The sequence below is a fragment of the Amycolatopsis sp. NPDC089917 genome (assembly GCF_040684635.1).
Taxonomy (GTDB): Bacteria; Actinomycetota; Actinomycetes; order Mycobacteriales; family Pseudonocardiaceae; genus Amycolatopsis.
Genome location: NZ_JBFBGL010000006.1, coordinates 12,327 through 34,826 on the forward strand (window position 1 = coordinate 12,327; position 22,500 = coordinate 34,826).

Below are 22,500 nucleotides of genomic sequence, written 5' to 3' on the forward strand. Positions count from 1 at the left end.
TCCTTCCGGGCGGGCCAGGGTTCATGCCTTGCGCCGCGCTAGGTGACGGATCACCAGAAGGACGATGCAGACGACCGAGACGCCGCCCGCGACCATCCGGAGGGTGAAGTCCAACCCCGCGAACTGGCCGACCGAGTTGGTGGCGGCGCCGGCGAGGAGGACGAGCCAGAGCGAGGCGGTGACCAGTGCGCCGCCGGTGTTTTTGCTGTCGTTCATGGGAAAGACGCTAGGGACCGGCGAGGCCGGGAACCAGGGGAGTGACCCCCGATCGCCGGTGGTGCTGGCGCTACCCCGGAATCCGCGCGCACTAGTGTCGTGCCGTGCAGGAATTCCGCGAGTTGCTTCGCAGCGTTAGACAACGCCCTGGCCTGTACCTGCTCGACGGCAGCGACCTCGATTACCGGCAAGCGGTCACCTTCGTCACCGGACTCGACCTGGGGACGAACGGCCGTCTGCTCGACGGCTTCCGCGAGTTCCTGGTGCTCAAGGCGGACGTGGGCGCGAACCTCGTCTGGTCGAGTTTGGTCCGCATCGTGGTGCATGGGCGTGACCATCGATCCATGGCCGACAAGGACGACCAAGTCCTGGTCGACGGCCTGTGGGACCTGCTTGACGAGTTTCTCGCGGAGACGGCCGCGGCCGGCAGCAGGCGAATCCACCACGAATATTTCCTCTGGTGCCAAAGCAGTCGTCGTTCAACCTGGACCTTGAGCGGTTTTCCTCGTCGCCGCCTCGTCCGATGTTCGAACTCGCCGAGGCGGCGGATTCGCTCCACACGTCTCCTGCGCTCGTCATGGACCTCGTCGCGCAAGGAAAGCTTCGGCCCATGCGGGCCGGGGCCACGCTCATGTTCGTCCGCGCCAAGATTGAGCGACTGGCGACCGAGCGCGATCACCTGACGGAAGACGGTTCAGACTGAGGCATGGTTCCTGACGCGAGAGGAGGTCGATGAACTCGGCGGCAGGGACGGTGTCCACGAGGCGGTCGTCCTCGATCCGAACCGATGAGTCACGGCTGTTCTCCACGGTCCTGCTTCCGGAGACAGTCCTGGAGCGTGGCATGGCGGAACTGGTGATCGACGCGCACATCCACACCGACGAGCAGGGCCGGGCTGGACCGTCGAGGATCACCTCGCTTTGACGGCCGACGCCGGAATCGACCGAGCACTCCGCCGTGCCGCCGGCAGAGCGACGATGCCCGCAAGGCTGTCCCGCTCGAACGGCGCCAGCGACAACGCGTGACGGTGCTCCGGCAGCAACTCGTCGACCACGGCGTACGCGGAGCGCAGGTCGACCATGTCGGCTTCGCGCCGGTGTTCCGGCGCTCACCCCGCGGTAGTCGTCGTAGGAGTCCCCTCTGCCGCGGCCTCGGCTCTCGCGACGAGCAGAAGTACTCCCTCAGTGATCACCTGATCTTGACGAGCAGACCGGCATCGGCCTGGCTGAGCTTCACCGGAAGTGGTCGAGGGTCTCGCAGTCGCAGGAACCCAGCACCTTCACCGCGGATCGGGAGAGCAGGTCCCAGGACAACCCTCGGGCTTCGATCCAGTCCCTGGTCGCGGGAAAGGTGAACCGGTGGTCGCACGCCGCGCTCGCCAGGCGTTCCCGCAGGTGCGCCACGAGCGCGTCGCGGTCGTCCGGCGTCAGGCCGAGCCGGCGGTCCGCGCGCCGGACTCGGTCCGCGTGGAACTCCTCCCGCCGGATACGCGCGGCCTGGTCGGTCAGCCCTGCGGCCGCCAGTCTCGCCTCGAAGACCTTCACCCGGAACCGCTCCAGCGACAGGATGGTGGTGAAGTGGCCGTCGGTGGGCAGGACGGCGATCTCGTGCCCCTCCCGATGGAAGCGTTCGAACACCTCGTCAAGCAGCACGTCGACGTCGACCGGGGTCGCCGGACCGGCATCCTCGAACCCCATCGCCTCGGCGGCCATCACGGCCAATCTGGGGTGCGGCCACAACGGGACGAGGGCGTTGTCCTGGTCGTCGATCTCCAGCAGGCCGGTCTCGAAGTCCCATGCCCACACCGTCCCGGTGGCCGCGACGGTGGTGAAGAAGAACTCGTCGCGTCCGGCCCGATCTCCGGCCCACAGCCCCAGGGCCCCGTCCTCCGACAACGAAGGGATCGTGGTCATCGGGCCTGCTCCTCATCGTCCGCAGTTTCGGAGACGAAGCCTAACCTGCCTCCAGGTCGGTCCGTTCGATCGCTCCGCGGCATGAGCGAACGGCCGGTTCCGGTCAGTCGTGACAATCGCCGGGTGGCGTCCTGGAGGATTTTCCACGACTTGGGCTGTGTGAACAGGTGACTCCGCTGTCGCGGATCGGGCAGCTCGGACAGGGGGTGGCTGTGACGCGTCAGGAAGGTCCGGGCCGGCTGGTGGGCGGCCGGTACCGGTTGGCCGGTGAGCTGGGCTCCGGTGGGTTCGGCCGCGTCTGGAGGGCTCACGACGAGACCCTGGACGTGGAGGTGGCGATCAAAGAGGTGTTTCTGCCGCCTTCGGCGTCGGAGGCTGAGCGCGCCGAACGGTCCGTCCGCGCCGTGCGGGAGGCCCGCCACTCGGCCAAGCTGCGCGAGCACCCGAACGTCGTCGGCGTGCTCGACGTCCTGACCGTGGACGACACGCCGTGGATCGTCATGCACTTGGTGGCCGGCTGGTCGCTTCAGGAACGCCTGGCGGCGAGCGGTGCGCTACCGGTGAGCGAGGCCATCCGGGTCGCCGTCGCCGTGCTGCGGGCCCTGGGAGCCGCAGAGCGGGCTGGGGTCACCCACCGTGACGTCAAGCCGGCCAACATCATGCTGGCGTCCGACGGGCAGGTGCTGCTGGCCGATTTCGGGATCGCCGTGCACGACGCTGACACGGCCCTCACCGCCACCGGCATGTTCATCGGGTCTCTGGAGTACACCGCCCCGGAGCGGGCGCACGGGCAGGCGGCGACGGCCGCCAGCGACCTGTTCTCCCTGGGAGCCACCTTGTATCAAGCGGTGGAGGGGGCGTCGCCGTTCCACCGCGACACTCCCACGGCCACGTTGAAGGCGCTGCTGTTCGACGAGCCCCCGGCTCCTCAACGCGCCGGGCCGCTCGGGCCGCTGCTCATGAGCATGGTGCACAAGAATCCGGAACACCGGCCGACCGTCGCCGAGGCGCGGCGAGCCGTCGAAGGACTGGTCGCCGCCGATGATCCAGGAGTCGAGTTCGTGGCGACTCGTCCGCAGGTCCGGCCGCCAGGACCCCGGGGCACGAAACGGACTCCGCCGCCGACAACGGAGCCGTACGTCACCCCTCGCGTGCGTGAACTGGCCGCAAGGTTCGGCATCGATCTGGCGACGGTGAAAGGCACCGGTGTCGGCGGCCGTATCCGGAGGGCCGACGTCGTCGCCGTGGTCCACACCCTGCGGGGACCGGACGGCAGACTGCCCAAGCCGCGGCCCGTGCCGCCCTCGGAGAAAGGGCCGGACGCGTCCCGGAAAGTCGGCTACGGGATCCTCGTCTGGATCGGCCTCGTCGGCGTCTACGGGGCGATCTTCGGGAACTTCTGGACGTTCAACGCCCTTTTCGACAGCAAGAGCATGTCCTCGCTGTTCGTGATCGCGGGGCCGATCGCGTTGATCGAAATGGTGCTGCTGGCCCTGACCTGCAGTTTCGCGTTGCGCAAGGCTGCCATCGAGGCTCGTGGTGGATTGGGAGTGGCCAGTTCCGTCGCCGCCGGCTGCGGCCTCCTCGCCGGATTTCTGGCCGGTTGCTTCGCCTGCGCAGGCTTCTTCCGGTTCTTCAGCCAGGTCGGGATGTTGCCCGAGCCCGGTGCGTGGGCCACTCTGGGCTGCCTAGGAGTCTCGGCGATCGTGGCGTTTCTCGTCCTCACTCCCATGCAAGAAGGCGACTGAGTGCACCACGAACCGCGACGCTGTCAGGACGAACGACGACCGAGGTGTCCGGGCCGCAGCCGAAACGCTGCTGTCCTGAATGCCCGACAGCACGCGGGCCGCATCGTCACCCCGTCGCCATTCTTCCTCTAGCCGCAGTCGGGCGGTGCGAAGGGCAGGTCGACGAAGCCGTCGATGGTCTCACCGGTGTCCGACCGCTTGGCGTGTACCGACATGCGGTTGGTCTGGTTGTGTTTGGCCGGGTTCGGGTGGACTTCTCTGATTCCTCCTGCCACGGAGACGTCATCGGGGTTGCTGAAGAACCCGATACCGTTGTCCGCGAAGGACACGGACCAGTGTTGCCCGGCGGCGGTGGCGATCTCGAACTCCTCGCCCGCGACCAGCGGGTTGCCGACCGGTCCGTCGTCGTACTGGGATTTCAGTTTCCACGAGGTCCCCAGTGTGCCGACGCCGTCAGTCTTGACCGGCGGACCGCACCTCCGGTTACTCGCTTGCGCTACGCCTCCGCCTGTCACGCTGCTGACGACCGCCAGACCACTGAGGGCGACGGCGATCCCGACCATTGTCCTGCGCATCGAACATCCTCCCACACTGCGTGGATGCTTACCTGTGTTGATACGCAAGGGGGTTACAGCTTCCGAAGGGTCTTTGCCGCCGCATCGAACGAGCCATGGCGCGTAACCCCGGCACGTATCACCTGACAAAGCCTTAACGTCTTTGTCGAGGGAGGATTTCCATGCGTTTGCCTTTCCGCGTGGCAGCGGCGGCCGCAGGCGCGGCGACCATGGGTGCCGGCATGGCCGCGCCCGCCGCAGCCGCCGCGCCCGCTCCGCAGTACCGACTCGTGCTCGGCACCGCGAAAGATTCGGAATACCGCGGGATCAACGCGCGCGGCGACATCATCGGTGTCAGTCCCGACCCGGCGCGTTTCGGGCGGGAGGAGGGCTTCGTCATCAAGGCAGGTACGACGACACCCACTTTCCTGGCCGACCCCGGCACGAACAACCAGAACTCCGTGCCGCGGTCCATCGATGACCAGGGCGTGGTGGTGGGGCGCTACCTGAAAAACGTCGTGGTCCCCGGTGGGGCAATGGAGGTCACCCGCCCGGCGATCTGGCCAGGGCCCGGCGGCGCCGGATCGGACCTCGGCGTGAACCCCACCGGGTCGGCGGACGCGTTCGGCATCAACGGTCAACAGCAGATCGTGGGCTGGCAGGGCGGCCCCACCTCGATCACACCGTGGCAGCGCAACGGCACCACGGTGACCAACCTGCCGCCGTTCGGCGGCTCCAAGGACACCGAGGCGCTCGGCGAGAACAGCAACGGAGTGGTCGTCGGCGACGCCACGGTCCCCGGCGGCACCCTGCCCGGCGGCGACCAAGTGGCCTTGGAGTGGGCCAACGGAAAGCTCACTACGCTCGGCCAGCTCGACGGTGGAGCCTGGAGCGAGGCGCTGGCCATCAACACCGCCGGCCAGGCGGTGGGGTCGGCGGCGCCCGCCGGCAGCTCGCTCCTCGACTCCCATGCGGTGATGTTCAGCGGTGGCAAGGCGATCGACCTGAACGTGCCGCGTGGCGTCAACCAGGGCACCGCGCACGCCACCGCGATCAACACCGCCGGCGTGATCGTCGGCGACGACTCCGTATTCCCCGACGTGTCGGGCATCGGCAATGGTTTCGTGTACCGCAACGGCCACGCGACCGAGCTCAACTCGCTGATCAAACCGACCCCGAACGTGCGAGTGGGGGGCGCCACCGGCATCAACGACGCCGGGGACATCGCCGTCACCGCCGTGCTCACCGGGCCGGACGGAATGGTGTCGACCGTCGGCTACGAATGCCCGACCGTCCACTTCGGAGTGGCACGCCGGCTGATGCTTCTGACCGCGGAAGCATCAGCCGGCGAACGCGTCGTCGTGTGCGCTCACCTGTTGGTAGACAGTACAGGTGAACACCTTCTACCACCTGTGCTTCGTCGTTCAGGACATCGGACGCGCGACCGAGGACCTCACAAGCACTCTGGGCGTGACCTGGAGTCCGGTCCGCGCGGGCACCCTCGGGGACTGGGACTACGACATCGTGTTCTCCGCTGAGGGGCCACCGTTCTTCGAAGTGATCCAGGGGCCCGCCGGCAGTCCATGGGATGCGACCGACGGTTCCCGTTTCGACCACATCGGCTACTGGTCCAAGGACGTCGTGGCGGACAAACAACGCCTGGCGGGCCGAGGCGCACCGATCGAGTTCGACTCCTGTCCTTACGGTCGCTCCTTCACCTATCACCGGCTCGACAGCATCGGTGCCCGGATCGAGTTGGTTGACCTCGCGGTCCAACCGGGGTTCCGCGACACCTGGGCCCAAGACATCGCCGCGATGCCGGCGATCGACCTCGACGATGACCCGCGAGCGCCTTCATCGGGCTCGCCGAGGCCATGACTCGCCGTTCTAGCGAGAGATTCTCGAGATGGCGACCTGCGCCACCCGCTTGGCGAGCGCGCAGCTCTCCTCCACGTCCCCGTCTTCGGACGGGGGAGCCGAAGTGATCTGCAGGTGGGTCGCGGCACCGTCGTGGAAGGCGATGTCCACCTCGGCCGCGCTGTCGCTCCAGGCGCACCGGGAACGACGGGACCCGCCCATCTTGTACGGCCGGTCCATGGCTGCCCGGGCCGGACAAGCCCAGCGCCTCTTTGTCCGCGCCGGTGAGCAACGCGCGGAGATACGCCCCGGTGAAGGGTGCCGGGACGGCGGAATCGACACACTGCCGGGTGGCGGTGCGATGGTCGGATCGGCATGGTCTTCGGGCGGTACTTCGTCCGGCCCGCTGCGGGTCGGCTCGTACGGGCACAGGAGGAGCCAGCATCTTCGGGATCGCCGGGGGCTGGGTTGCCCGGACGACTATTCGACGTTCACGATCGGCCGCCTCGAACGGGAATCCTCAGCGCCGGCAACCGTTGCAACTCCGAGGTCCGGCCGCCCTCGCCACCGAAAGCACCACTCGCACCGAAGCATCGTTCACCTGCCGACTCCGGCTTCAGGACCGTGTGGGGTTCCTTGCCGAACTCGCCGCGCGGGACGTCGTCACCGCCTAGGATCTGCCTGGCGTAGCCGGTTGCCCGGCGGAGAGTTCGTGGAAGGCAGGCATGACACCCCTTACGAGCACCATCATCGAAACCATCCCGCGAGTGTTGCTGCTCGTGGTGGGGATTCTCGGCGTGATCTTTTCGATCAAAGGTCGCTCCAGGGGAGTCTCCGGTCTGATGGTGGCCGCCTTCGTCATCATGATCGTCACGACGGCGGCGAGCATCATCTGGCAGTTCGTCGTGATGAACCTGTCGTCCTGGGCCGGTGAACTCAGCGCCGGCGAGATCCGCTTGATCTTCATGGGGGTCGGCATCCCGCTCGACGTCGGCGCGGTGCTTTCCTGGTTCTTGGTCGCGATCGGGGTCGTGAAGAGCGGCCGTTCGCTGCGGCAGCCCGGTCCCGCGCCGTACGCGGCACCGGCCGGATACCCGATGGCCGCGCAGCCGGGCTTCCCGGCTCCGCAGCCTGGCAACGTCCAGCCTGCCCAGCAGCCGCAGCAGTCCGCCCCGCCGACCCAGCAGCAGCCGCCCAGCTAGATCACCGGGGCGGGCCGAACCAGCGGCCGAGCGCCGCTTCGAGGTCGTCCGGGGCACCGGCCCAGCACACGTAGCCGTCCGGGCGGACGAGCATCGGTTCGGTGTCGGCGCCCTGACCCGTGCGGTCGACCCGGTCCGACCAGGGGCCGGCGACCTTGGCGAATCCGTCGGCCGGGTCGAGCAGGACACCGCGTCCGGACCTCAGCAGTTCATGCGTGCGGATCGGGCCCAGGTCCAGATCCGGCGCGGAACGGCCGACGAGCGGATGGTCCTCGGAGCCCGGGATCGGGTAACGGATGGCCAGGCCGGACAGCAGGTCGCCGAGATGCCGCTGAACCTCCGGAAGTCGCGTCAGGTCAGCGAAAAGTTCCTTGGCGGCCAGCACTTCCGGATCGCGGGCGCCCACCCAGTCCATCAACAGGCTCTGTGTCTGGACGTTGCGCAGCACGGCGGCGCCGACCGGATGCCGTTCCGCGTGATAGGTGTCCAGCAGGTCCTCCGACGCCCAGCCACGCACGGCGCCACCCAGCTTCCACCCGAGATTGAGCGCGTCCTGGATCTGTACCGATATCTGACCACGCGGGTGGCCGCGTTGCCCGCCATCACCCACGCCGAGACGGCGCCGGTGATCAAGACCGTCAAGCGCGCCGCGAACCGGGCCCGCTGAGCAGGTCCCGCCTCAGCTCTTCCCGCTCAAGTAGGCCAGCACCGCGAGAACCCGCCGATGCCCGCTGTCCTCCGGCAGCCCGAGCTTCGCGAAGATGTTCCGGATGTGCTTGTGCACCGCGCCGTCGCTCACCACCAGCAGCTCCGCGATGGTCGCGTTGTTGTAGCCCTCGGCCATCAGCCCGAGCACCTCGCGCTCCCGCGCGGTCAGCCCTTCGAGCGGATCGGTCGCCCGGCGGTGCGCCATCAGCTGGGTGATGACCTCGGGGTCCATGGCCGTCCCGCCCTTGACGACCCGGTCCAGTGCGTCGAGGAACTTCTCGACCTTCCCGACCCGCTCCTTGAGCAGATACCCGACGGCGCCTTTGCCGTCGGCCAGGAGTTCCGCCGCGTACCCGGTTTCGACGTGGGCCGACAGCACGAGCACGGGCAGGCCGGGGTGCAGTTTCCGGGCCTTGACGGCGGCGCGGAGACCTTCGTCGGTGTGGGTCGGCGGCAGCCGGACGTCGGTGATCACCGCGTCGGGCCGGTCCTCGGCGACCAGTTCGAGGAACGCCTCCACGTCGTCCACGGCCGCGACGACGTCGATGCCCGAGGTGTTCAGCAGCAGCACCAGGCCTTCGCGCAGCAGCGCGTCGTCCTCGACGATCACGACCCGCATGGCAACTCCACTTTCAGTACGGTCGGCCCACCCTGTGGGCTGGTCAGCTTCAAGGTCCCGTCGAACGCCTCGGCGCGTTTGCGGATCCCGGACAGGCCACTGCCGCCGGATTCGTCGGCGCCGCCGTGGCCGTCGTCACGGATTTCGATGAGAAGGGTGTCCGCGGCGCCGTCGAGCGTGACCCAGGCGTGCTCGGCGCCGGAATGCTTGGTGACGTTGGTCAGCATCTCGGCGACGACGAAGTAGGCGGCCGCCTCGACGGCGGCGGGACGGCGGTCGTCGCTGCGAATGTCCACAGTGCACGGAACCGGGCAGCGATCGGCCAGCGCGGTGACAGCGCCGTCGAGGCCGCGGTCGGTCAGCAGCGGCGGGTAGATACTGCGTACGACGGTCCGCAGTTCGGCCAGCGCGCCGGTCGCGGTGTCCTGCGCCTTGCCCAGCAACTCCCGGGCCTTTTGCGGATTCTGCTCGAAAATCGAGTCGGCGATGCCCAGTTGCAGCACCACCGCGGCGATCCTCGCCTGTGTCCCGTCGTGCAGATCCCGTTCGAGACGGCGGAGTTCGGCGCCGTGCGCCTCCAGCGCGGCGGCCCGGGACGCGGCCAGTTCGACGACGCGGTCGGTCAGCACGACACCGGGAGCGGGCGAGAGCAGCTTGCGCGCGACGGAAGCCTGCCACCGTGCCACCTTGGGGGCCAGGAAGGTGAGCGCGATCAGGCCCACCCCGCTGATCAGGCTGAGCCCCGCCAGCGGCCAGGACGTCACCACGAACCCGAGTGAGCTTTCCATCCCGCCGGGCACCGTCTGCCAGACGAACGCCGTGACGATCTGCCGGAGACCTCCGAGCGGCAGCCCGATGGCGAGGATCCCGAAGAGGAAACCGGTGGCGCCGTGGAAGACGAGCCATCCCAGGTCCCGGCGCGAGGCCGGATCGGTCACCGGGTTCCCGGAGCGGTACGGCTCGGGGATCGACTCGTTCAGCAGGCCGGCGGCCCGGCGGCGTTCGAAGCCGACGGGCCGCCGGATCAGTCGCAGCGCGATCGGCAACGCGGGGATCCCGACGCCGAACGGGCACATCAGCAGCACGAACAGCATGCCGACGAGGACGAACCAGGAGAGCATCGAAGAGGCCGCGCCGACCGCCAGGTACCGGATCGCGGACCAACAGGACCGGAGCCGGGTGATCACGTCACCCAGTCTCGCATCCGGCCCACGACAGCATCGCCACAGGTCTTGCTCCTGTGAGGCCGAGCGCACACGTCGCGAATCACTCCTCGGCGCGGTCGTGTTTCGCGTGGTCCACCTCGACGCGGCTGGAGATTCCGGAGAACCCTGGGAAGGGCTGTTACTCACGTCGTCTTCCCGCCGTCGCGAGCAAACCCCGGCAGGCGTCATGGTGGTGCCAGCGCTACCACGAGTCTTCCCTCTCGCGGGATCGATCCGCGCCCCTGGCGACCGTAGATTTCTTCGAGAGAGATCACCACCGCATAAGGGGAAATGATGAATTCAGGGGGCGCGTGCGCCTTGGCGCTGGAATCCGTGAGCAAGGTCTACGGATCCGGTGACGGCGCGGTCACGGCGTTGAACGGGGTGACCGTCGGGGTGCGCAGGGGCACGTTCACCGCGGTGATGGGGCCGTCGGGATCGGGCAAGAGCACCTTCCTGCACTGCGCGGCGGGGCTGGACAAGCCGAGCTCGGGCCGGGTGCTGCTGGGGGACACGGAGCTCAGCGGGCTGCGGGAGAAGGCGCTCACCGAGCTGCGGAGGACCCGGATCGGGTTCGTCTTCCAGGCGTACAACCTGTTGCCGTCGCTCAACGTTCTGCAGAACATCACCTTGCCGATGCGGTTGGCCGGGAAGAAGCCCGATCCGCAGTGGCTGCGCGAGATCGTCGAGGGTGTCGGGATCGCGAAGCGGCTCGAACACCGCCCGTCGGAGCTGTCCGGCGGCCAGCAGCAGCGGGTCGCGATCGCCCGCGCGCTGGTCACCCGGCCGGAGGTCGTCCTCGCCGACGAGCCGACCGGGGCCCTGGACACGCGCACCGCGCGCCAGGTGCTCGACCTGCTCCGTTCCATTGTGGACACCATGGGGCAGACAGTGTTGATGGTCACGCACGACCCGGTCGCGGCCTCGGCCGCGCACGGCGTGCTGTTCCTCGCCGACGGCAAGCTGGCGGGCCACCTCCCGCAGCCGACGCCCGACCGGGTCGCCGAGCGCATGACCCACCTCGGGGAGTGGTGACGGAATGTGGGATTTGGCATGGCAGACGACGAAGACCCGGTTGAGCGGTTTCGTCGGCGCGTTCGTCGCGATCCTCTGCGGTACGGCGCTGGTCGCCGGCTGCGGCATCCTGATGGAATCCGGCCTGCGGGCGGGGGTCCCGACCCAGCGCTACGCCGACGCGGCGGTCGTCGTCGGCGGGCAGCAGACGGTCGACGCGCCCGGCGCCGGACCGCTCGACAGCAAGCAGGTCGCGGAGCAGGCCTCGGTGCCGGTGACGCTCGCCGGAGTGATCACCGCGGTGCCGGGCGTCCGCGGCGTGGTGACGGAGCAGAGCTTCCCGGCGAACGTGGTGACGGCCGACGGGCAGGCGCTGAACGGGCCGGAACGCGGTCAGTCGCTGGGGCACAACTGGGACGCCGCCGCGCTGGCGCCGTTCTCGATGCGTGAAGGCCGGGCGCCCCAGGGCGCCGACGAGGTCGTCCTCGACGCGGACCTGGCGTCCCGGAGCAAGGCCACCGTCGGCGGGCACGTGAAGATCGCCGTCCGGTCGACTCCGGTGGACTTCGTGGTCTCCGGGATCGCCGCCCCGAAATCGGGTGACGGCCTGGCCCGGCAGTCCGCCGTGTTCTTCTCGCAGGAGAAGGCCGTCGAACTCGCCGGGACACCCGGGCAGGCGCACGCGATCGGTGTTCTGGCGGACCCCGGTGTCACGCCGGATGGCCTCGCCGACCGGATCCGCGAGGCGGTGGGAACCGACAAGGTGACGGTGACGACCGGGGTCGAGCGCAGCACGGTCGAGTTCCTCGACGTGAGCCAGACGCGCATGCTGCTGATGGCGCTCGCGGGCTCGTTCGGCGGCTTCGCGCTCATGATCGCGGTGTTCGTCGTGGCCAGCACGCTGGCACTGGTCATCAATCAGCGCCGCCGGGAGTTCGCCCTGCTGCGGGCGATCGCGGCGACACCCCAGCAGATCCGCAAGCTCATCGGTGCCGAGACCACGCTGATCGCCGTGGTCGCCGGGGTGCTGGGCAGCGGCCTCGGCGTGCTGGTCGGTTTCGGGCTGAGGAACGCTTTCGGGGCCATCGGGGTGATCCCGCGGGACTTCCAGCTGGCGGTCGGGCCGATCCCGCTCGTCGTCGCGTTGCTGCTCGGGCTGGGCACCGCCCGGCTGGCCGCGTGGTCGGCTTCGCGGCGCCCGTCGTCGATCCGGCCGGTCGAGGCCCTCGGCGAAGCGGCGGTGGAGCGGAGTGAGCTCGGCCGCGGGCGGGTCATCGCCGGCTGCGCGCTGGTGGCGGCCGGTCTCGGTGGCGCGCTGATCCCGGCCTTCGTCCGTGGTGAACCTGGGCTCGCCGCTTCGTCGATGTCGGCGCTGGTCATCGTGATCGGGCTGGCCGTGCTCGGCCCGAAGGTCGTCGCGTTCATGACGCGGCTGCTCGCCCCGGTGCTCAACCGGACGTCCCGGATCAGCGGCTACCTCGCCGCCGCGAACAGCCAGGCCAACGCGCGGCGCCTCGCCGCCGCGGTGACCCCGGTGATGCTGGCGGTCGCTTTCGCGCTCTCGATGTTCTACACCCAGACTTCCGCGGCCGCCGCCAGGCAGGAGGAGACCGTCGAGTCCACCACCGCGGACCACGTGCTGGCGAGTACCACCGGCGGCCTGTCCCCGGAGGTCGCCGAGGCGGCTCGGCGGATCCCGGGCGTCGCCGCCGCGACCTCGGTCGTGCGCACCGACGTGCTGAACACGGTCCGGGAGCAGGAGACGGTGCGCGTCGAGCAGTACGGGGCGCAGGGGCTGGACGGCGCGCAGATCCGCGGGAACCTCGACCTGGGCGTCGTGTCGGGCAAGATCGCCGACCTGACCGGGAACACCGTGGCGATGAGCGAATCGGAAGCCGAGTGGTACGAGAAGAAGGTCGGGGACGAGGTCGAGTTCTACTTCGGTGACGGCACTCCGGCGAAGCTGCGGCTGGTCGCCACCTACACCCGCGACCAGGCTTTCGGCCGCTACGTGCTGCCCGCGGACCTGGCCAGGGCGCACACCGGCGACCGGATGGACGATTCGGTGCTGGTGCGGCAGCAGCCCGACGCGGATCCCGCGACCGTGACCGCCGCGCTGCGCGACCTCTCCGCCCGCTACCCGGGCCTGGTCGTGACACCGGGATCGGCGATCGCCGCACCCGGCGGCGGCCAGCAGCAGGCCCAGTTCTACGTGAACCTGGTCGCGGTCGGCGTGATCCTCGGCTACGTCGTGATCTCGGTGGCCAACACGCTGGTGATGAGCACGGCGCAGCGGTCACGGGAGTTCGCCCTGCTGCGCCTGATCGGCACGACGAAACGCCAGGTGGTGCGCATGATGCGCCTCGAAGCGCTGGCCACTGTCGGGGTCGCGGCGCTGCTGGGGACCGTGGTGGCGGCGATTCCGCTGACGCTGCTGAACCTCGGCCTGCGCGGGACACCGCTGCCGTCGGGCACCCTCGCCGTCTTCGGCGGGGTCATCGCCGGCGCGATCCTGCTCGGCCTGGTGTCGCTCGGGCTCGCCACCAGGGTGGCGCTGCGGTCGAAGCCGATCGAGGCGATCGGTCTCCGCGAGTAGCGTGCCCCCGTCGTCCGGTCAGCCCTCGGCGGCCGGCCGGACGGCGGGGATCTTCCCACCGCGGAAGGCGTCCACGAACAACCGGTGGTCCTCCCGCGACTGCTCGGCGTAGGCCATCCCGAACTCGGTCAGCGCGCGGACGAACTCGTCCTCGCGGTCGCCGATGACGTCGGCGATGGCCTCTTCGCTCTGGAAATCGACCAGCGTCTGCTCGGAGTCCGAATCGGACACACAGTGCATCTTCGCGGTGGCGCGGCCCAGGTAGTCGAGGACCGGCCGCATCTCCGACGGCTCGGTCAGCTCCGACCAGTCCAGGTCGTCGACGTAGGGCGACAGCTCCGAGACGACGAACCCGGTCCCGTCGATCTCCGTGTGGCCGAGCCAAGGATCCGCGTGCGCCTGCAACGCGCGCTGGGAGACGGCGGTGCGATGGCCCTCGTTCGTGAAGTACTCGCGGATGCTCTCCTCGGACACGATCCGGCTCGGCGCCGCGACGTTCCCTTGCTTCATCGACAGGACGACGTCGTTCTCCAGCGCCTGGGTCCGGCCTTCGACGAGGATGTTGTACGCGGGCAACCCGGCCGAGCCGATGCCGAACCCGGACCGGCCGACGATGTCCTTGACCCGGTAGCTGATGCTGCCGAACCGCTTGTTCTCCGGGATGGTGTCCAAATAGGACTCGAAGGCGGCGAGCACGCTCTCGTGTTCGGCCTTCTCCAGGACCCGGACGCCGGGGCCGTGGCGGAACCTGCGGTCGTAGTCCACCACGGTGGTCAGCTCGTCGAGCAGGTCGATCCGAGTCTTGAGCCGGGCCCGGAGCAGGACGTCGTGCAGCACGCCTTCGGTGCTGTCGAGCTGGAGCCGGACGAGCTCGTCGCCGGGCCGCTCGGCGTACTCGCGGACCTGCTTCACGTACGCGCGCAGATACGTGCCGATCAGCGTCTCGATGTCGTCGTCCGAGATCGCCTTGCTCCACGCCAGCAGCGCGACACTGGCCGCCAGCCGTTTGAGATCCCAGGTGAAGCAGCCGAGGTAGGCCTCGTCGAAGTCGTTGACGTCGAACACCAGCGTCCCGGAAGAATCCATGTAGCTGCCGAAATTCTCCGCGTGGAGATCACCCTGGATCCACACCCGGCTGGTCTCGTCGTTCGCCCACGGGTCGTCCTCATCCGCCATATCCGCGTAGAACAGGCACGCCGAACCCCGGTAGAAGGCGAACGGGGCGGCGGCCATCTTGCGGAACTTGCGGCGGAACGCGTCGGCGTCCGCGCGCATGAGGTCGTCGAACGCCTCCACCAGCACCTCGACGATCCTCGCTTGCCGGTCGTCCTCGCCCCGCTCGCGGATCCCCTCGACCACACCTGTCATCACGACCTCCAGACGGCTTTCACGGTGCCACAGGTCGGTTCGCCGGGCAGATCAGATTTTCCGGAAGCGCGCGTCCAAGAGCGCGAAGACACCGAAAGCCGCGATCCCGGCCGCGAGCGTGAGCAGCATCGGACCGCCGTAAGGCTGGGCGGAGAGAGTCTTCAGGGCGGCGTCGAGTCCGCCCGCCTTCGCCGGATCGAAGGTGACGGCGGCGATGACCGTCAGCACGCCGACGGTGCCGTACGCCACGGAGAGTGCGATCCAGCCGACCTGCCCGAGCCGGATCGTCGTGGTGCGGGTCGGGCCGGAGGCGCCGCCGAAATCGAGCTCCCGCACGAAGGTCTTCCGGATTCCGCGCTGTGCGAGGAACACCGCCACCGCGACGACACCGATCCCGATGACGGTCACCAGCCCCGGTCCGTACGGCCGCGCGAGGATCCCGGCGACCAAGGACGTCTGGCCGTCGTCGGCGCCCGCGATGGCGATCTTCACCGCGCTGTAGGAGACGAGCCCGTACAGCACGACCTCGATCCCGCTCACGATCCTGCGCACGGCACGGCGCCGGGGCTTGACGTGCCGGTGTCCGGTGATCGCCTCGCCGAGCTGCCACGACGCCAGCACGGCGAGACCCGCCGCGATGAGCCAGAGCAGCCACGCGCCTCCTTCGGCGACCACCATCTGGAGCGCTCCGGCCTTGTCCGCCTTCGCCTTGTCACCGAGGGCGACCTGCGCCGCGAGCCACGCGACCAGCAGGTGCACGAGCGCGTAGCAGACGAGCCCGCCCCGGGCGATCAGGCCGAACGTCCTGCTCTCACGCATCGGGCGATCCTCGCCGGATGAGCGGCGTTCCACCAGACCCGGCCGGAGCAATGTGTCCGCTTTGTCGGCCAGATCACTACCCAGGCTCCGGGTCGGCCCGCGAGCCGCTGACCGACCGCGGGGGAAAGGTGTCGAAGGTTCACCGGCGGGGAGAGGCCGAAAGTCCCGGTCCGAAAAGGACCACGGCCACTGCCGATCCCGGCTTCCGCAGGCCAGTCTTAGGGGACCTCTCCGGCTAGGAGCCGCGATGATCCTCACCGAGACACCGGTCGTCACCGCCGCCCTGGAGGCCGCCGTCCGGGCGCCCTCGCCCCACAACAGCCAGCCGTGGCTCTTCGAGCTCGGGCCGGACGTCATCGACATCGTCCTCGACGAGGACCGCGTGCTCGAGGTGTGCGATCCGGACCGGCGGGAGGCACGGCTGTCCTGTGGAGCGGCGCTGCTGAACCTCGAACTCGCGATCGCCGTCGCCGGGCGGTCCTGCGACGTGGAGCTCCTGCCGCGGAGGGACCGGCCGGAACTGCTGGCCAGGGTCGCCATCGGGGCCCGGCACCGGGCGACGGCGGGGGAGCAGCGCCTGGCGGCGTCGATCCGCGCCCGCTACAGCAACCGCCGGCCGTTCGCCTCGACCCCGGTCCCGGCCGGGTTCCGGCACGCGGTGCGGCAGGCGGCCCGCGAAGAGGGCGCGAAGCTGGTCCTGCTCGACGAGGTGGGGCTGCTGGAGGCCGTCGCGGGGCTCATCCGGCGGTCGGATCACCTGCAGACGCTCGACGAAGACTTCCAGGCGGAACTACGAGCGTGGACCAAGGAGAACGGGAGCCGCGACGGTGTCCCGGCCTACGCGGGCGGGCCTCGTCCCTCCGGCGGGTTGTTGCCGGTCCGGTATCGCGGGGCCAGTGACCAGGCGAGGGAGTTCGAACGCGATCCGGTCGTCGCGGTGCTGACGACGCCGACCGACGGGCCGCTCGCGCAGATCCGCGCCGGGCGGGCGATGCAGCGGGCGTTGCTGACGGCGACTTCGCTCGGCCTCAGCGCGTCGTTCTACTCGCAGCCCATGGAAATCCCGTCCGCTCACGCCGTCCTGCGGTCACTGCTCTGCGAGCGCGAGAACCCGCAGGTCGTTTTCCGCCTGGGCTATGGCTTCCCGGGCTCCACCACGCCGCGTCGCCCGGTCGACGCGGTCATCCGGACCAGACCAGGGGAGGACCGGCGGTGAGCGCGGCCGCCGTACTCGGCGCGCACCGCTGGACGGCCGAAGAGACGCGGATCCTGGTGCGGGCGGCGCACTGGGCGCCGCGCCGATGGCTGCGTGGCGAATGGCCGCTGGAGGTCCGGGGCGATGGCGTCGACCTGGTCGAACGGCCCGGTGACGACAGCCGGGGAAGACTCGTCGCGTGCGGCATGCTGCTCGTCCACCTCGAAGTCTCGATGCGGGCGCTGGGCTGGCTGCCGGAAACCGAGCTTTCGCACGACGACGCCGATCCGCGGCGGATCGCCCGGATCACCGCCGCCACGCGGAAACGTCCCGACGCCGGCGATCTCGCCTCGTTCGGGGCGATGTCCGGGCGCGCGTCGTACTCGGCCCACGGCCTGCCGATCCTCGGCGTGGACGAGGAACCGGCCGACGGCGTCCGCGTGAAGCCGCTTTCGCCGCGTCAGATCCGTTCCCTGCCGAAGGTGGGTGGCGCGATCGCCCGGACGATCGCGCCACCCGGCGAGGAACCGGGCGATCCGTGGTCGGCCTTCCTGATCACCACCGAGTCGGAGGCACGCCACCACCTCGTGCGGGCGGGACAGGTCGCGCAGCGGATCCGGCTGCTCGTCACCGAGTCCGGCTTCCGGTGCTCGACCGTCACCGAGCCGTTCGATCCGCCGAAGGTCCGGGTCTCGCTGTTCGGGCTCGCCGGGCTGCCCGGTATCCCGCAGCTGGCGGTCGGCGTCCATCACGCGCGACGGCGATAGAGGGCGCGGATCCCGAACGCCGCGAGCAGCCCGAGGGCGGCCAGCCCGAACGGCCGGAGCGCGATCGTCCATGGCCACGCCGCGCCGTCGAGCGCGAGGTGATCGGGCCGGTACTCCAGTGTCCTGGCCGTCCATCGAGTGGTCGCGGCGTCCGTGGTGCGGACCAGGTCTTCCAGCACGGCGTCGAACGGGAATCCCGGCTTGGCGTGCAGGTACACGGGCGAGAGCGCGGAGTACCGATCGGCCGCGTGCTTCGCGGCGGCGTCGGCGCCGGGCACGATCAGCCTGTCGAGGTCATGCGCAGCCGGCGTGCCGCGCGGGGCGAAGCTCAGCCCGTGCCGGGACCGGATCGGCGAGCCGTCGAGACCGATCGCCGTGGTTTCGACCGCCAGCGACTGGCCGTAGGTGTCGAACACCGCGGCGAGTTCCAGCTCCCGGATCCCGGTGGTGAGCAGGATCCCCAGCATCGGCTTGTCCCATTTGAAGGCGGTGTTGAAGCCGACGACGGTGTCCGCCGCCTCGAAGGTGTTCTGCGTCATCGGCGGGCTGGCGCCGGGGGAGTAATGGGTCCAGCCGATCGTTTCGGCGGCCTTCCGCGCGGTTTCGGTGCCGGCGAACCGCTCGGTCACGCGCAGCGCCCCGTCGATGCCCGACAGGATCCCGGCCGTGGTCACGATGTTCCCGTCGTCGACGTAGCGGGTGCCGCGAATCCACTCCACAGCGGGGAACTCGTCGTCGAAACCGCCGATGCGGATCCAGTGCGCGGTGGCTTTCCGCCCGTCGAGGAGACCGGCGGAAGCGAGGACGCCCGAACCGTTGCAGACGCTCATCAGGAGCGCGCCCTTCGAGGACTGCTGCTTCAGCCAGTCGGTCACCGGGCGCGTGGTCGGCTCACCGAGGTCCGGCAGGGCGGGCACCACCACGACGTCGGGGGCGGCGGAGGAGAGCAGCCTGTCGAGATCGGCGAAACCCAGGTCGGGGATCAGGTCGAGCCCGCCGGTCAGGGTGACCGGCCGGGCCTCCGGCGCGACGGTGTAGACGTTGAACGCGCCGCTCGCCGCGAGGATCTCGTACGGGACGAGCGTGTCGGAGACGACGGCGCCCTGGTTGCCCACGACGATCACGGCGGTGGGTTTGGCGGGATCGTGCGCCCGGCGTACCGGTTGCGGCGCGACCCCGTCGGTTCTCGCCGCGTAGCGGTTTTCGAAGCCGGCACCGAGCGTGATGCCGCCCAAGGTGAGCGGCAAGGCCAGCGCGGCGACGGTGAACGCCAGGACGGTCAGCGTGACACGGACGAAAGCACGCATGTCAGGCTCCGTACTCGGCGCGACGGCGGAACATGGCGGCGAGCATCGCGGGCACCATCAGCACGTGCCCGGCGGTCATCAAGGTCATCCCGGAGACGAGGCCGGTCCAGAAGAACGGCAGGAAGAGGACATAGGGCAGGTACATCGCGGCCGACATCTCCGCGATCGAAGCCCAGCCGTGGCGCCGGATCCGCATCCACAGGGCCATGCCGAGCGACATGTTCGTGGCCATCACCAGCGCGCTCGCGGTCACGTTCTTCGCCAGATCCGGCCACACGAACGACCAGACCGGTTCGAGGACGATCATCCCGGCGACCATCGCGAGGACCATCTCGACCGCGTGGCGGACGAAGTGCGGGACGGCCCGGTTGCGGGTCTTCGGTTCTTCTGTCGTGTGGCGCATTTCCGGCTCCCTCGTTCGGTTCGACGGGAGCAATGTTCGGCCGGGGCAGGGCACTAGGGCAGGTGCCGGAAGTCATGCGCGAGGTCATGTGACCGCGGTCAGAACAGGCCGAGTTCCCTCGCGCGCAGGGCGGCCTGGGTCCGGTCCCGCACCTGGAGCTTGGACAGGACGCTCGTCACGAGGTTCTTCACCGTGCCCTCGGCGAGGAACAGCGTCTTGGCGATCTCGCGATTGCTGCGGCCGTCCGACAAGAGCCGGACCACCTCCAGTTCCCGCTCCGAAAGCGGCGTCATCAGAGGCTGGGCCCGGGGTGTCTCGGCCGGCAGCCGCGCGACCCTCGCGACGAGCTTCGCCGCCACAGACGGCTGCAACACCGACTCGCCCCGCTTGGCCGCGACCAGCGCTTCCACCAGCCTTGTCGACGAGACGTCCTTGAGCAGGTAGCCGACGGCGCCCGCCCGTAGCGCGGCGAAAACGTCCTCGTCGTCGTCGAACGTGGTCAGCGCCAGCACTTGCACGCCGGGTTGCTCGGCCCGGAGCCGGGTGGTGGCCGCGATCCCGTCCAGCACCGGCATCCGCAGGTCCATCAGCGCGACGTCGGGACGGAGTTCGGCGCAGAGCCGGACGGCCTGCTCGCCGTCGGCCGCCTCGCCGACGACTTCGATCTCCGGCTGGACCTCCAGCAAGGTCGCCAACGCCTCGCGGAACAACGCCTGGTCGTCGACGATCAGGACGCGGACACTCATCCCGGCACCTCCACGGTGAGCGTCAGGCCGTGGCCTTCCGCCGAGTCGATCGAGACCCGGCCGCCGAGACCGGCGACCCGCTCGCGGAGCCCCACGAGCCCGAAACCCTTGTCCGACGGGGAATCCCCGGCGAGTCCGAGGCCGTCGTCGCGGACTTCGAGCCGGACCCGGTCGGCGCCGTCGTAGTCGAGCACCACGGTCGCGGCCTGGGCCCGCGCGTGCTTGCGCACGTTGGTCAGCCCTTCTTGCGCCGCCCGGAACAGCGACTCCTCGACCTCGGCGCGGGTGTCCCGTGCCGTGCCCTTGACCTCCAGCCCGGTCGGCACGCCTGCGGCCGACGCCTCTTCCGCCAAGGCGCGCAACGCGTCCGCGAGTGGTTCGGAGCGCGGCTCCCGCAACGCCGACACCGACCGGCGGACCTCGGCGAGCGCCTCGCGCGACTGGTCCTGTGCCTTGGCGAGCATCCCGTCGGCGCGTTCCGTGTCGCCGGTGCCGATCACCGCGCGGGCGGCCTGCAACATCATCTGCACCACCGTGAGGTGATGACCGAGCCCGTCGTGGATGTCGCGCGCGAGCCGGTTGCGCTCCTGGATCGTCGCGAGTTGCTCGGCCTGCGCGGCGTGATCGCGAAGACGTTCGTGCGCCTCGGCGAGTTCCTCCCGCGCCCGCTTCTCCCGGACGACCAGTTCGGTCACCACGGCGGCGAACACCATGACCGCCAGCGTCCCGAGCCCCTCGCGGAGGCCGTCCATCGGCGCCATCGGCAGGTGGATCAGCGGGATCAGCACCGCGACCCCGAACGCCACGCGGACCTGCAGCAGCAAGACGGTGTGGCAGACGAGGACCACGAGAAGCAGGACGGCCCCGACAGCGGCGCCCGAAAGCGAGAACAGCGTGAAGCCGAGCGGTAACTGAACGCAGACGTACGCGATCGCCCACGGGGGTCCGTGTTTCTGGACCCAGGGGAAGCCGACGATCGCGATCGCCGCGTAGACCAGCCCGGCGAGGAGCGTCGGCAGCACGAGCGTCTCGTATTTGGCCGAGCCGAGGGGCAACGTCACGTACGCGACGAGGGTCAGCACGGCCAGGGCCCGGTTCACGGACACACAATGCTCGACTCCGTACAACTCCCGCAAGTAGTCACCTACTCGCGTTGTCAGGCGACCGTGCTGTTCCGGATTTCGAGCGAGAAGGGGGTCTGGACGTCCTCGGGCGCCAGGTCGGTCCCGCCCGCGATGCGCCGCCGCAGCAGATCGACCGCCGTCCGCGCGATCGCCGCCTTGTCCGGTGCGATCGTCGTCAGCGACGGGAGGCTGTACGCGCTCTCCTCGTTGTTGTCGAAACCGACGATCGCCATGTCCGACGGCACCTGGACACCGCGTTCGGCCGCGGCGCGAAGGGCGCCGATGGCGAGAAGGTCGTTGAAACAGAAGACCGCGTCGGGCGGCTCCGGCAACGCGAGCAGGTGCGCCATGGCCTCGGCGCCGTTGGCGCGGTGGTAGCGCAACGCGGGCAGGACCAGTTCCGGAATCGGCGCGAGCCCCGCCTCTTCGAGCGCCGAGTGGTACCCGTCGAGTCGTTGCGCGGCGGTGTGGCGCTGCGGATGCGCGCCGATCGCCGCGATCCGCCGCCTGCCCAGCGAGATCAGGTGCCGCACCGCGATCCGGGCGGCCTGGACGTTGTCGATGCCGACGTGGTCTATCGGGACGTCGACGACGTGCTCGCCGAGCATCACCAGCGGCACACCCGGCGCGAGGTCCTCGAAGTCGTTGGTGTGCAACGCTTCCGGGCTGATGATCGCGCCGTCGATGAGATGCGGGCCCAGCGCGGACAGTGTGTTGCGCTCCCGCTCCCGGGTGCCGAGCGTCTGCTCGATGAGCACGTTCCACTCGTGCTCCTGCGCCGCCTGCAGCACCAGGCCCGCCAGCTCGCCGAAGTACGGGATGCTGAGCTCGGGCAGCATCAGCCCGAGGAACCCGGTGCGCCCGCGACGGAGGTTGCGGGCGCCGAGATTGGGCCGGTAGCCGGTCGACGCCAGTGCCTCCTCGACGCGTTTGCGATTCTCCGGCTTCACGAAGTCGTAGCCGTTGACCACGTTCGACACGGTCTTGACGGAGACGCCCGCGATCTTGGCGACGTCCTTGAGCGTGGCCACCCTCGCTCCCCTCTGCATGGTCCGGCACAGATTCGGCACAGCCTAGCCCCGCGAACGGCGGATTTACAACGTTGTACCAACGATGTAAATCTGGCATCGTCCCTATGA

Annotated in this window: 25 protein-coding genes and 1 pseudogene; 11 read left to right on the plus strand and 15 right to left on the minus strand. The window is 69.6% G+C overall.

What is annotated here, in order from left to right; all coding sequences use genetic code 11:
• Positions 1-21: 21 nt before the first annotated feature.
• Positions 22-216 (minus strand): hypothetical protein, encoded by a 195-nt coding sequence (locus AB0N89_RS06665; RefSeq protein WP_364200904.1) that lies wholly within the window; start codon positions 214-216, stop codon positions 22-24.
• A 104-nt stretch (positions 217-320) separates the two neighbouring features.
• Here AB0N89_RS06665 and AB0N89_RS06670 point away from each other — a divergent pair, with 104 nt between their 5' ends.
• A complete protein-coding gene (locus AB0N89_RS06670; protein ID WP_364200906.1) occupies positions 321-899 on the plus strand; it encodes a hypothetical protein in 579 nt (192 codons plus the stop codon).
• 49 nt (positions 900-948) lie between these two features.
• A complete protein-coding gene (locus AB0N89_RS06675; protein WP_364200908.1) occupies positions 949-1,140 on the plus strand; it encodes a hypothetical protein in 192 nt (63 codons plus the stop codon).
• Here the strand turns inward: AB0N89_RS06675 and AB0N89_RS06680 are convergent.
• Entirely contained in the window at positions 1,127-1,297 is a 171-nt protein-coding gene (locus tag AB0N89_RS06680) for a hypothetical protein (protein ID WP_364200910.1), read from the minus strand. The two genes, AB0N89_RS06675 and AB0N89_RS06680, sit on opposite strands and share 14 nt — an antisense overlap.
• A gap of 151 nt (positions 1,298-1,448) precedes the next feature.
• Positions 1,449-2,129, minus strand: a complete 681-nt coding sequence (locus tag AB0N89_RS06685; protein WP_364200912.1) for a DUF2695 domain-containing protein — start codon at positions 2,127-2,129, stop codon at positions 1,449-1,451.
• 212 nt (positions 2,130-2,341) lie between these two features.
• Between AB0N89_RS06685 and AB0N89_RS06690 the strand changes: the two genes are divergently transcribed.
• Entirely contained in the window at positions 2,342-3,877 is a 1,536-nt protein-coding gene (locus AB0N89_RS06690; protein WP_364200914.1) for a protein kinase, read from the plus strand.
• Positions 3,878-4,005: 128 nt separating this feature from the next.
• On the opposite strand, the gene AB0N89_RS06695 is transcribed toward AB0N89_RS06690, so the two are convergent.
• Positions 4,006-4,452, minus strand: coding sequence for a hypothetical protein (locus tag AB0N89_RS06695; RefSeq protein WP_364200916.1), 447 nt, complete (start codon positions 4,450-4,452; stop codon positions 4,006-4,008).
• 179 nt (positions 4,453-4,631) lie between these two features.
• Between AB0N89_RS06695 and AB0N89_RS06700 the strand changes: the two genes are divergently transcribed.
• Together AB0N89_RS06700 and AB0N89_RS06705 are read left to right on the plus strand one after the other, a co-directional pair.
• The gene (locus AB0N89_RS06700; protein WP_364200918.1) at positions 4,632-5,969 is read left to right on the plus strand and encodes a hypothetical protein; all 1,338 of its coding nucleotides are present in this window, start codon (positions 4,632-4,634) and stop codon (positions 5,967-5,969) included.
• Positions 5,896-6,309: a VOC family protein gene (locus AB0N89_RS06705; RefSeq protein WP_364201178.1), complete on the plus strand. Its 414-nt coding sequence runs from the start codon at positions 5,896-5,898 to the stop codon at positions 6,307-6,309. Before AB0N89_RS06700 ends, AB0N89_RS06705 begins: the two co-directional genes overlap by 74 nt.
• Before the next feature lie 9 nt (positions 6,310-6,318).
• On the opposite strand, the gene AB0N89_RS06710 is transcribed toward AB0N89_RS06705, so the two are convergent.
• The gene (locus AB0N89_RS06710; RefSeq protein WP_364200920.1) at positions 6,319-6,528 is read right to left on the minus strand and encodes a hypothetical protein; all 210 of its coding nucleotides are present in this window, start codon (positions 6,526-6,528) and stop codon (positions 6,319-6,321) included.
• 485 nt (positions 6,529-7,013) lie between these two features.
• Here AB0N89_RS06710 and AB0N89_RS06715 point away from each other — a divergent pair, with 485 nt between their 5' ends.
• The gene (locus AB0N89_RS06715) at positions 7,014-7,490 is read left to right on the plus strand and encodes a hypothetical protein (protein ID WP_364200921.1); all 477 of its coding nucleotides are present in this window, start codon (positions 7,014-7,016) and stop codon (positions 7,488-7,490) included.
• A 1-nt stretch (position 7,491) separates the two neighbouring features.
• On the opposite strand, the gene AB0N89_RS06720 is transcribed toward AB0N89_RS06715, so the two are convergent.
• On the minus strand, positions 7,492-8,007 hold the full coding sequence (locus AB0N89_RS06720) for an FAD-dependent monooxygenase (RefSeq protein ID WP_364200923.1): 516 nt from the start codon (positions 8,005-8,007) through the stop codon (positions 7,492-7,494).
• A gap of 39 nt (positions 8,008-8,046) precedes the next feature.
• On the opposite strand from AB0N89_RS06720, the pseudogene AB0N89_RS06725 reads away from it, so the two are divergent.
• A pseudogene (locus tag AB0N89_RS06725) lies at positions 8,047-8,157 on the plus strand (AsnC family protein); the annotation flags it as partial.
• 12 nt (positions 8,158-8,169) lie between these two features.
• Here AB0N89_RS06725 and AB0N89_RS06730 read toward each other — a convergent pair.
• Positions 8,170-8,817 carry a response regulator transcription factor gene (locus tag AB0N89_RS06730; RefSeq protein ID WP_364200925.1) on the minus strand — a complete coding sequence of 216 codons (648 nt, stop codon included), beginning with the start codon at positions 8,815-8,817 and terminating at the stop codon, positions 8,170-8,172.
• Positions 8,805-10,004 carry a sensor domain-containing protein gene (locus AB0N89_RS06735; protein WP_364200927.1) on the minus strand — a complete coding sequence of 400 codons (1,200 nt, stop codon included), beginning with the start codon at positions 10,002-10,004 and terminating at the stop codon, positions 8,805-8,807. Before AB0N89_RS06735 ends, AB0N89_RS06730 begins: the two co-directional genes overlap by 13 nt.
• Before the next feature lie 312 nt (positions 10,005-10,316).
• Between AB0N89_RS06735 and AB0N89_RS06740 the strand changes: the two genes are divergently transcribed.
• Both AB0N89_RS06740 and AB0N89_RS06745 read left to right on the plus strand, forming a co-directional pair.
• Positions 10,317-11,057 (plus strand): ABC transporter ATP-binding protein, encoded by a 741-nt coding sequence (locus AB0N89_RS06740; RefSeq protein WP_364201180.1) that lies wholly within the window; start codon positions 10,317-10,319, stop codon positions 11,055-11,057.
• A 4-nt stretch (positions 11,058-11,061) separates the two neighbouring features.
• Positions 11,062-13,632, plus strand: coding sequence for an ABC transporter permease (locus tag AB0N89_RS06745; protein ID WP_364200929.1), 2,571 nt, complete (start codon positions 11,062-11,064; stop codon positions 13,630-13,632).
• 18 nt (positions 13,633-13,650) lie between these two features.
• On the opposite strand, the gene AB0N89_RS06750 is transcribed toward AB0N89_RS06745, so the two are convergent.
• Together AB0N89_RS06750 and AB0N89_RS06755 are read right to left on the minus strand one after the other, a co-directional pair.
• Positions 13,651-15,000: a DUF2252 domain-containing protein gene (locus AB0N89_RS06750; protein ID WP_364200931.1), complete on the minus strand. Its 1,350-nt coding sequence runs from the start codon at positions 14,998-15,000 to the stop codon at positions 13,651-13,653.
• A gap of 51 nt (positions 15,001-15,051) precedes the next feature.
• Positions 15,052-15,819 carry a DUF1206 domain-containing protein gene (locus AB0N89_RS06755; RefSeq protein WP_364200933.1) on the minus strand — a complete coding sequence of 256 codons (768 nt, stop codon included), beginning with the start codon at positions 15,817-15,819 and terminating at the stop codon, positions 15,052-15,054.
• Between the two features lie 247 nt (positions 15,820-16,066).
• On the opposite strand from AB0N89_RS06755, the gene AB0N89_RS06760 reads away from it, so the two are divergent.
• Positions 16,067-17,035 (plus strand): nitroreductase, encoded by a 969-nt coding sequence (locus AB0N89_RS06760; RefSeq protein WP_364200935.1) that lies wholly within the window; start codon positions 16,067-16,069, stop codon positions 17,033-17,035.
• Positions 17,032-17,781, plus strand: a complete 750-nt coding sequence (locus AB0N89_RS06765; RefSeq protein WP_364200937.1) for a hypothetical protein — start codon at positions 17,032-17,034, stop codon at positions 17,779-17,781. The genes AB0N89_RS06760 and AB0N89_RS06765 overlap by 4 nt, the downstream gene beginning before the upstream one ends.
• Here the strand turns inward: AB0N89_RS06765 and AB0N89_RS06770 are convergent.
• From AB0N89_RS06770 to AB0N89_RS06790, 5 genes are all read right to left on the minus strand, one after another.
• Complete coding sequence (locus AB0N89_RS06770; protein ID WP_364200939.1) at positions 17,763-19,088, minus strand: DJ-1/PfpI family protein; 1,326 nt, start codon at positions 19,086-19,088, stop codon at positions 17,763-17,765. The two genes, AB0N89_RS06765 and AB0N89_RS06770, sit on opposite strands and share 19 nt — an antisense overlap.
• A 1-nt stretch (position 19,089) precedes the next feature.
• Complete coding sequence (locus AB0N89_RS06775) at positions 19,090-19,491, minus strand: hypothetical protein (protein WP_364200941.1); 402 nt, start codon at positions 19,489-19,491, stop codon at positions 19,090-19,092.
• 98 nt (positions 19,492-19,589) lie between these two features.
• Positions 19,590-20,237, minus strand: a complete 648-nt coding sequence (locus AB0N89_RS06780) for a response regulator transcription factor (RefSeq protein WP_364200943.1) — start codon at positions 20,235-20,237, stop codon at positions 19,590-19,592.
• Positions 20,234-21,337 carry a sensor histidine kinase gene (locus tag AB0N89_RS06785; RefSeq protein WP_364200945.1) on the minus strand — a complete coding sequence of 368 codons (1,104 nt, stop codon included), beginning with the start codon at positions 21,335-21,337 and terminating at the stop codon, positions 20,234-20,236. The genes AB0N89_RS06780 and AB0N89_RS06785 overlap by 4 nt, the downstream gene beginning before the upstream one ends.
• Positions 21,338-21,393: 56 nt before the next feature.
• A complete protein-coding gene (locus AB0N89_RS06790; protein WP_364200947.1) occupies positions 21,394-22,392 on the minus strand; it encodes a LacI family DNA-binding transcriptional regulator in 999 nt (332 codons plus the stop codon).
• Between the last annotated feature and the right edge of the window lie 108 nt (positions 22,393-22,500).

What these genes read in the sequence shown, in the direction of transcription:
- AB0N89_RS06680 (WP_364200910.1), bottom strand. Translation starts at nt 1,297, where the DNA reads ATGGTCGACCTGCGCTCCGCGTACGCCGTGGTCGACGAGTTGCTGCCG.
- AB0N89_RS06740 (WP_364201180.1), top strand. Translation starts at nt 10,317, where the DNA reads ATGAATTCAGGGGGCGCGTGCGCCTTGGCGCTGGAATCCGTGAGCAAG.
- AB0N89_RS06770 (WP_364200939.1), bottom strand. Translation starts at nt 19,088, where the DNA reads ATGCGTGCTTTCGTCCGTGTCACGCTGACCGTCCTGGCGTTCACCGTC.
- AB0N89_RS06695 (WP_364200916.1), bottom strand. Translation starts at nt 4,452, where the DNA reads ATGCGCAGGACAATGGTCGGGATCGCCGTCGCCCTCAGTGGTCTGGCG.
- AB0N89_RS06745 (WP_364200929.1), top strand. Translation starts at nt 11,062, where the DNA reads ATGTGGGATTTGGCATGGCAGACGACGAAGACCCGGTTGAGCGGTTTC.
- AB0N89_RS06710 (WP_364200920.1), bottom strand. Translation starts at nt 6,528, where the DNA reads ATGGACCGGCCGTACAAGATGGGCGGGTCCCGTCGTTCCCGGTGCGCC.
- AB0N89_RS06665 (WP_364200904.1), bottom strand. Translation starts at nt 216, where the DNA reads ATGAACGACAGCAAAAACACCGGCGGCGCACTGGTCACCGCCTCGCTC.
- AB0N89_RS06755 (WP_364200933.1), bottom strand. Translation starts at nt 15,819, where the DNA reads ATGCGTGAGAGCAGGACGTTCGGCCTGATCGCCCGGGGCGGGCTCGTC.
- AB0N89_RS06760 (WP_364200935.1), top strand. Translation starts at nt 16,067, where the DNA reads ATGATCCTCACCGAGACACCGGTCGTCACCGCCGCCCTGGAGGCCGCC.
- AB0N89_RS06775 (WP_364200941.1), bottom strand. Translation starts at nt 19,491, where the DNA reads ATGCGCCACACGACAGAAGAACCGAAGACCCGCAACCGGGCCGTCCCG.
- AB0N89_RS06675 (WP_364200908.1), top strand. Translation starts at nt 949, where the DNA reads ATGAACTCGGCGGCAGGGACGGTGTCCACGAGGCGGTCGTCCTCGATC.
- AB0N89_RS06780 (WP_364200943.1), bottom strand. Translation starts at nt 20,237, where the DNA reads ATGAGTGTCCGCGTCCTGATCGTCGACGACCAGGCGTTGTTCCGCGAG.
- AB0N89_RS06730 (WP_364200925.1), bottom strand. Translation starts at nt 8,817, where the DNA reads ATGCGGGTCGTGATCGTCGAGGACGACGCGCTGCTGCGCGAAGGCCTG.
- AB0N89_RS06685 (WP_364200912.1), bottom strand. Translation starts at nt 2,129, where the DNA reads ATGACCACGATCCCTTCGTTGTCGGAGGACGGGGCCCTGGGGCTGTGG.
- AB0N89_RS06750 (WP_364200931.1), bottom strand. Translation starts at nt 15,000, where the DNA reads ATGACAGGTGTGGTCGAGGGGATCCGCGAGCGGGGCGAGGACGACCGG.
- AB0N89_RS06715 (WP_364200921.1), top strand. Translation starts at nt 7,014, where the DNA reads ATGACACCCCTTACGAGCACCATCATCGAAACCATCCCGCGAGTGTTG.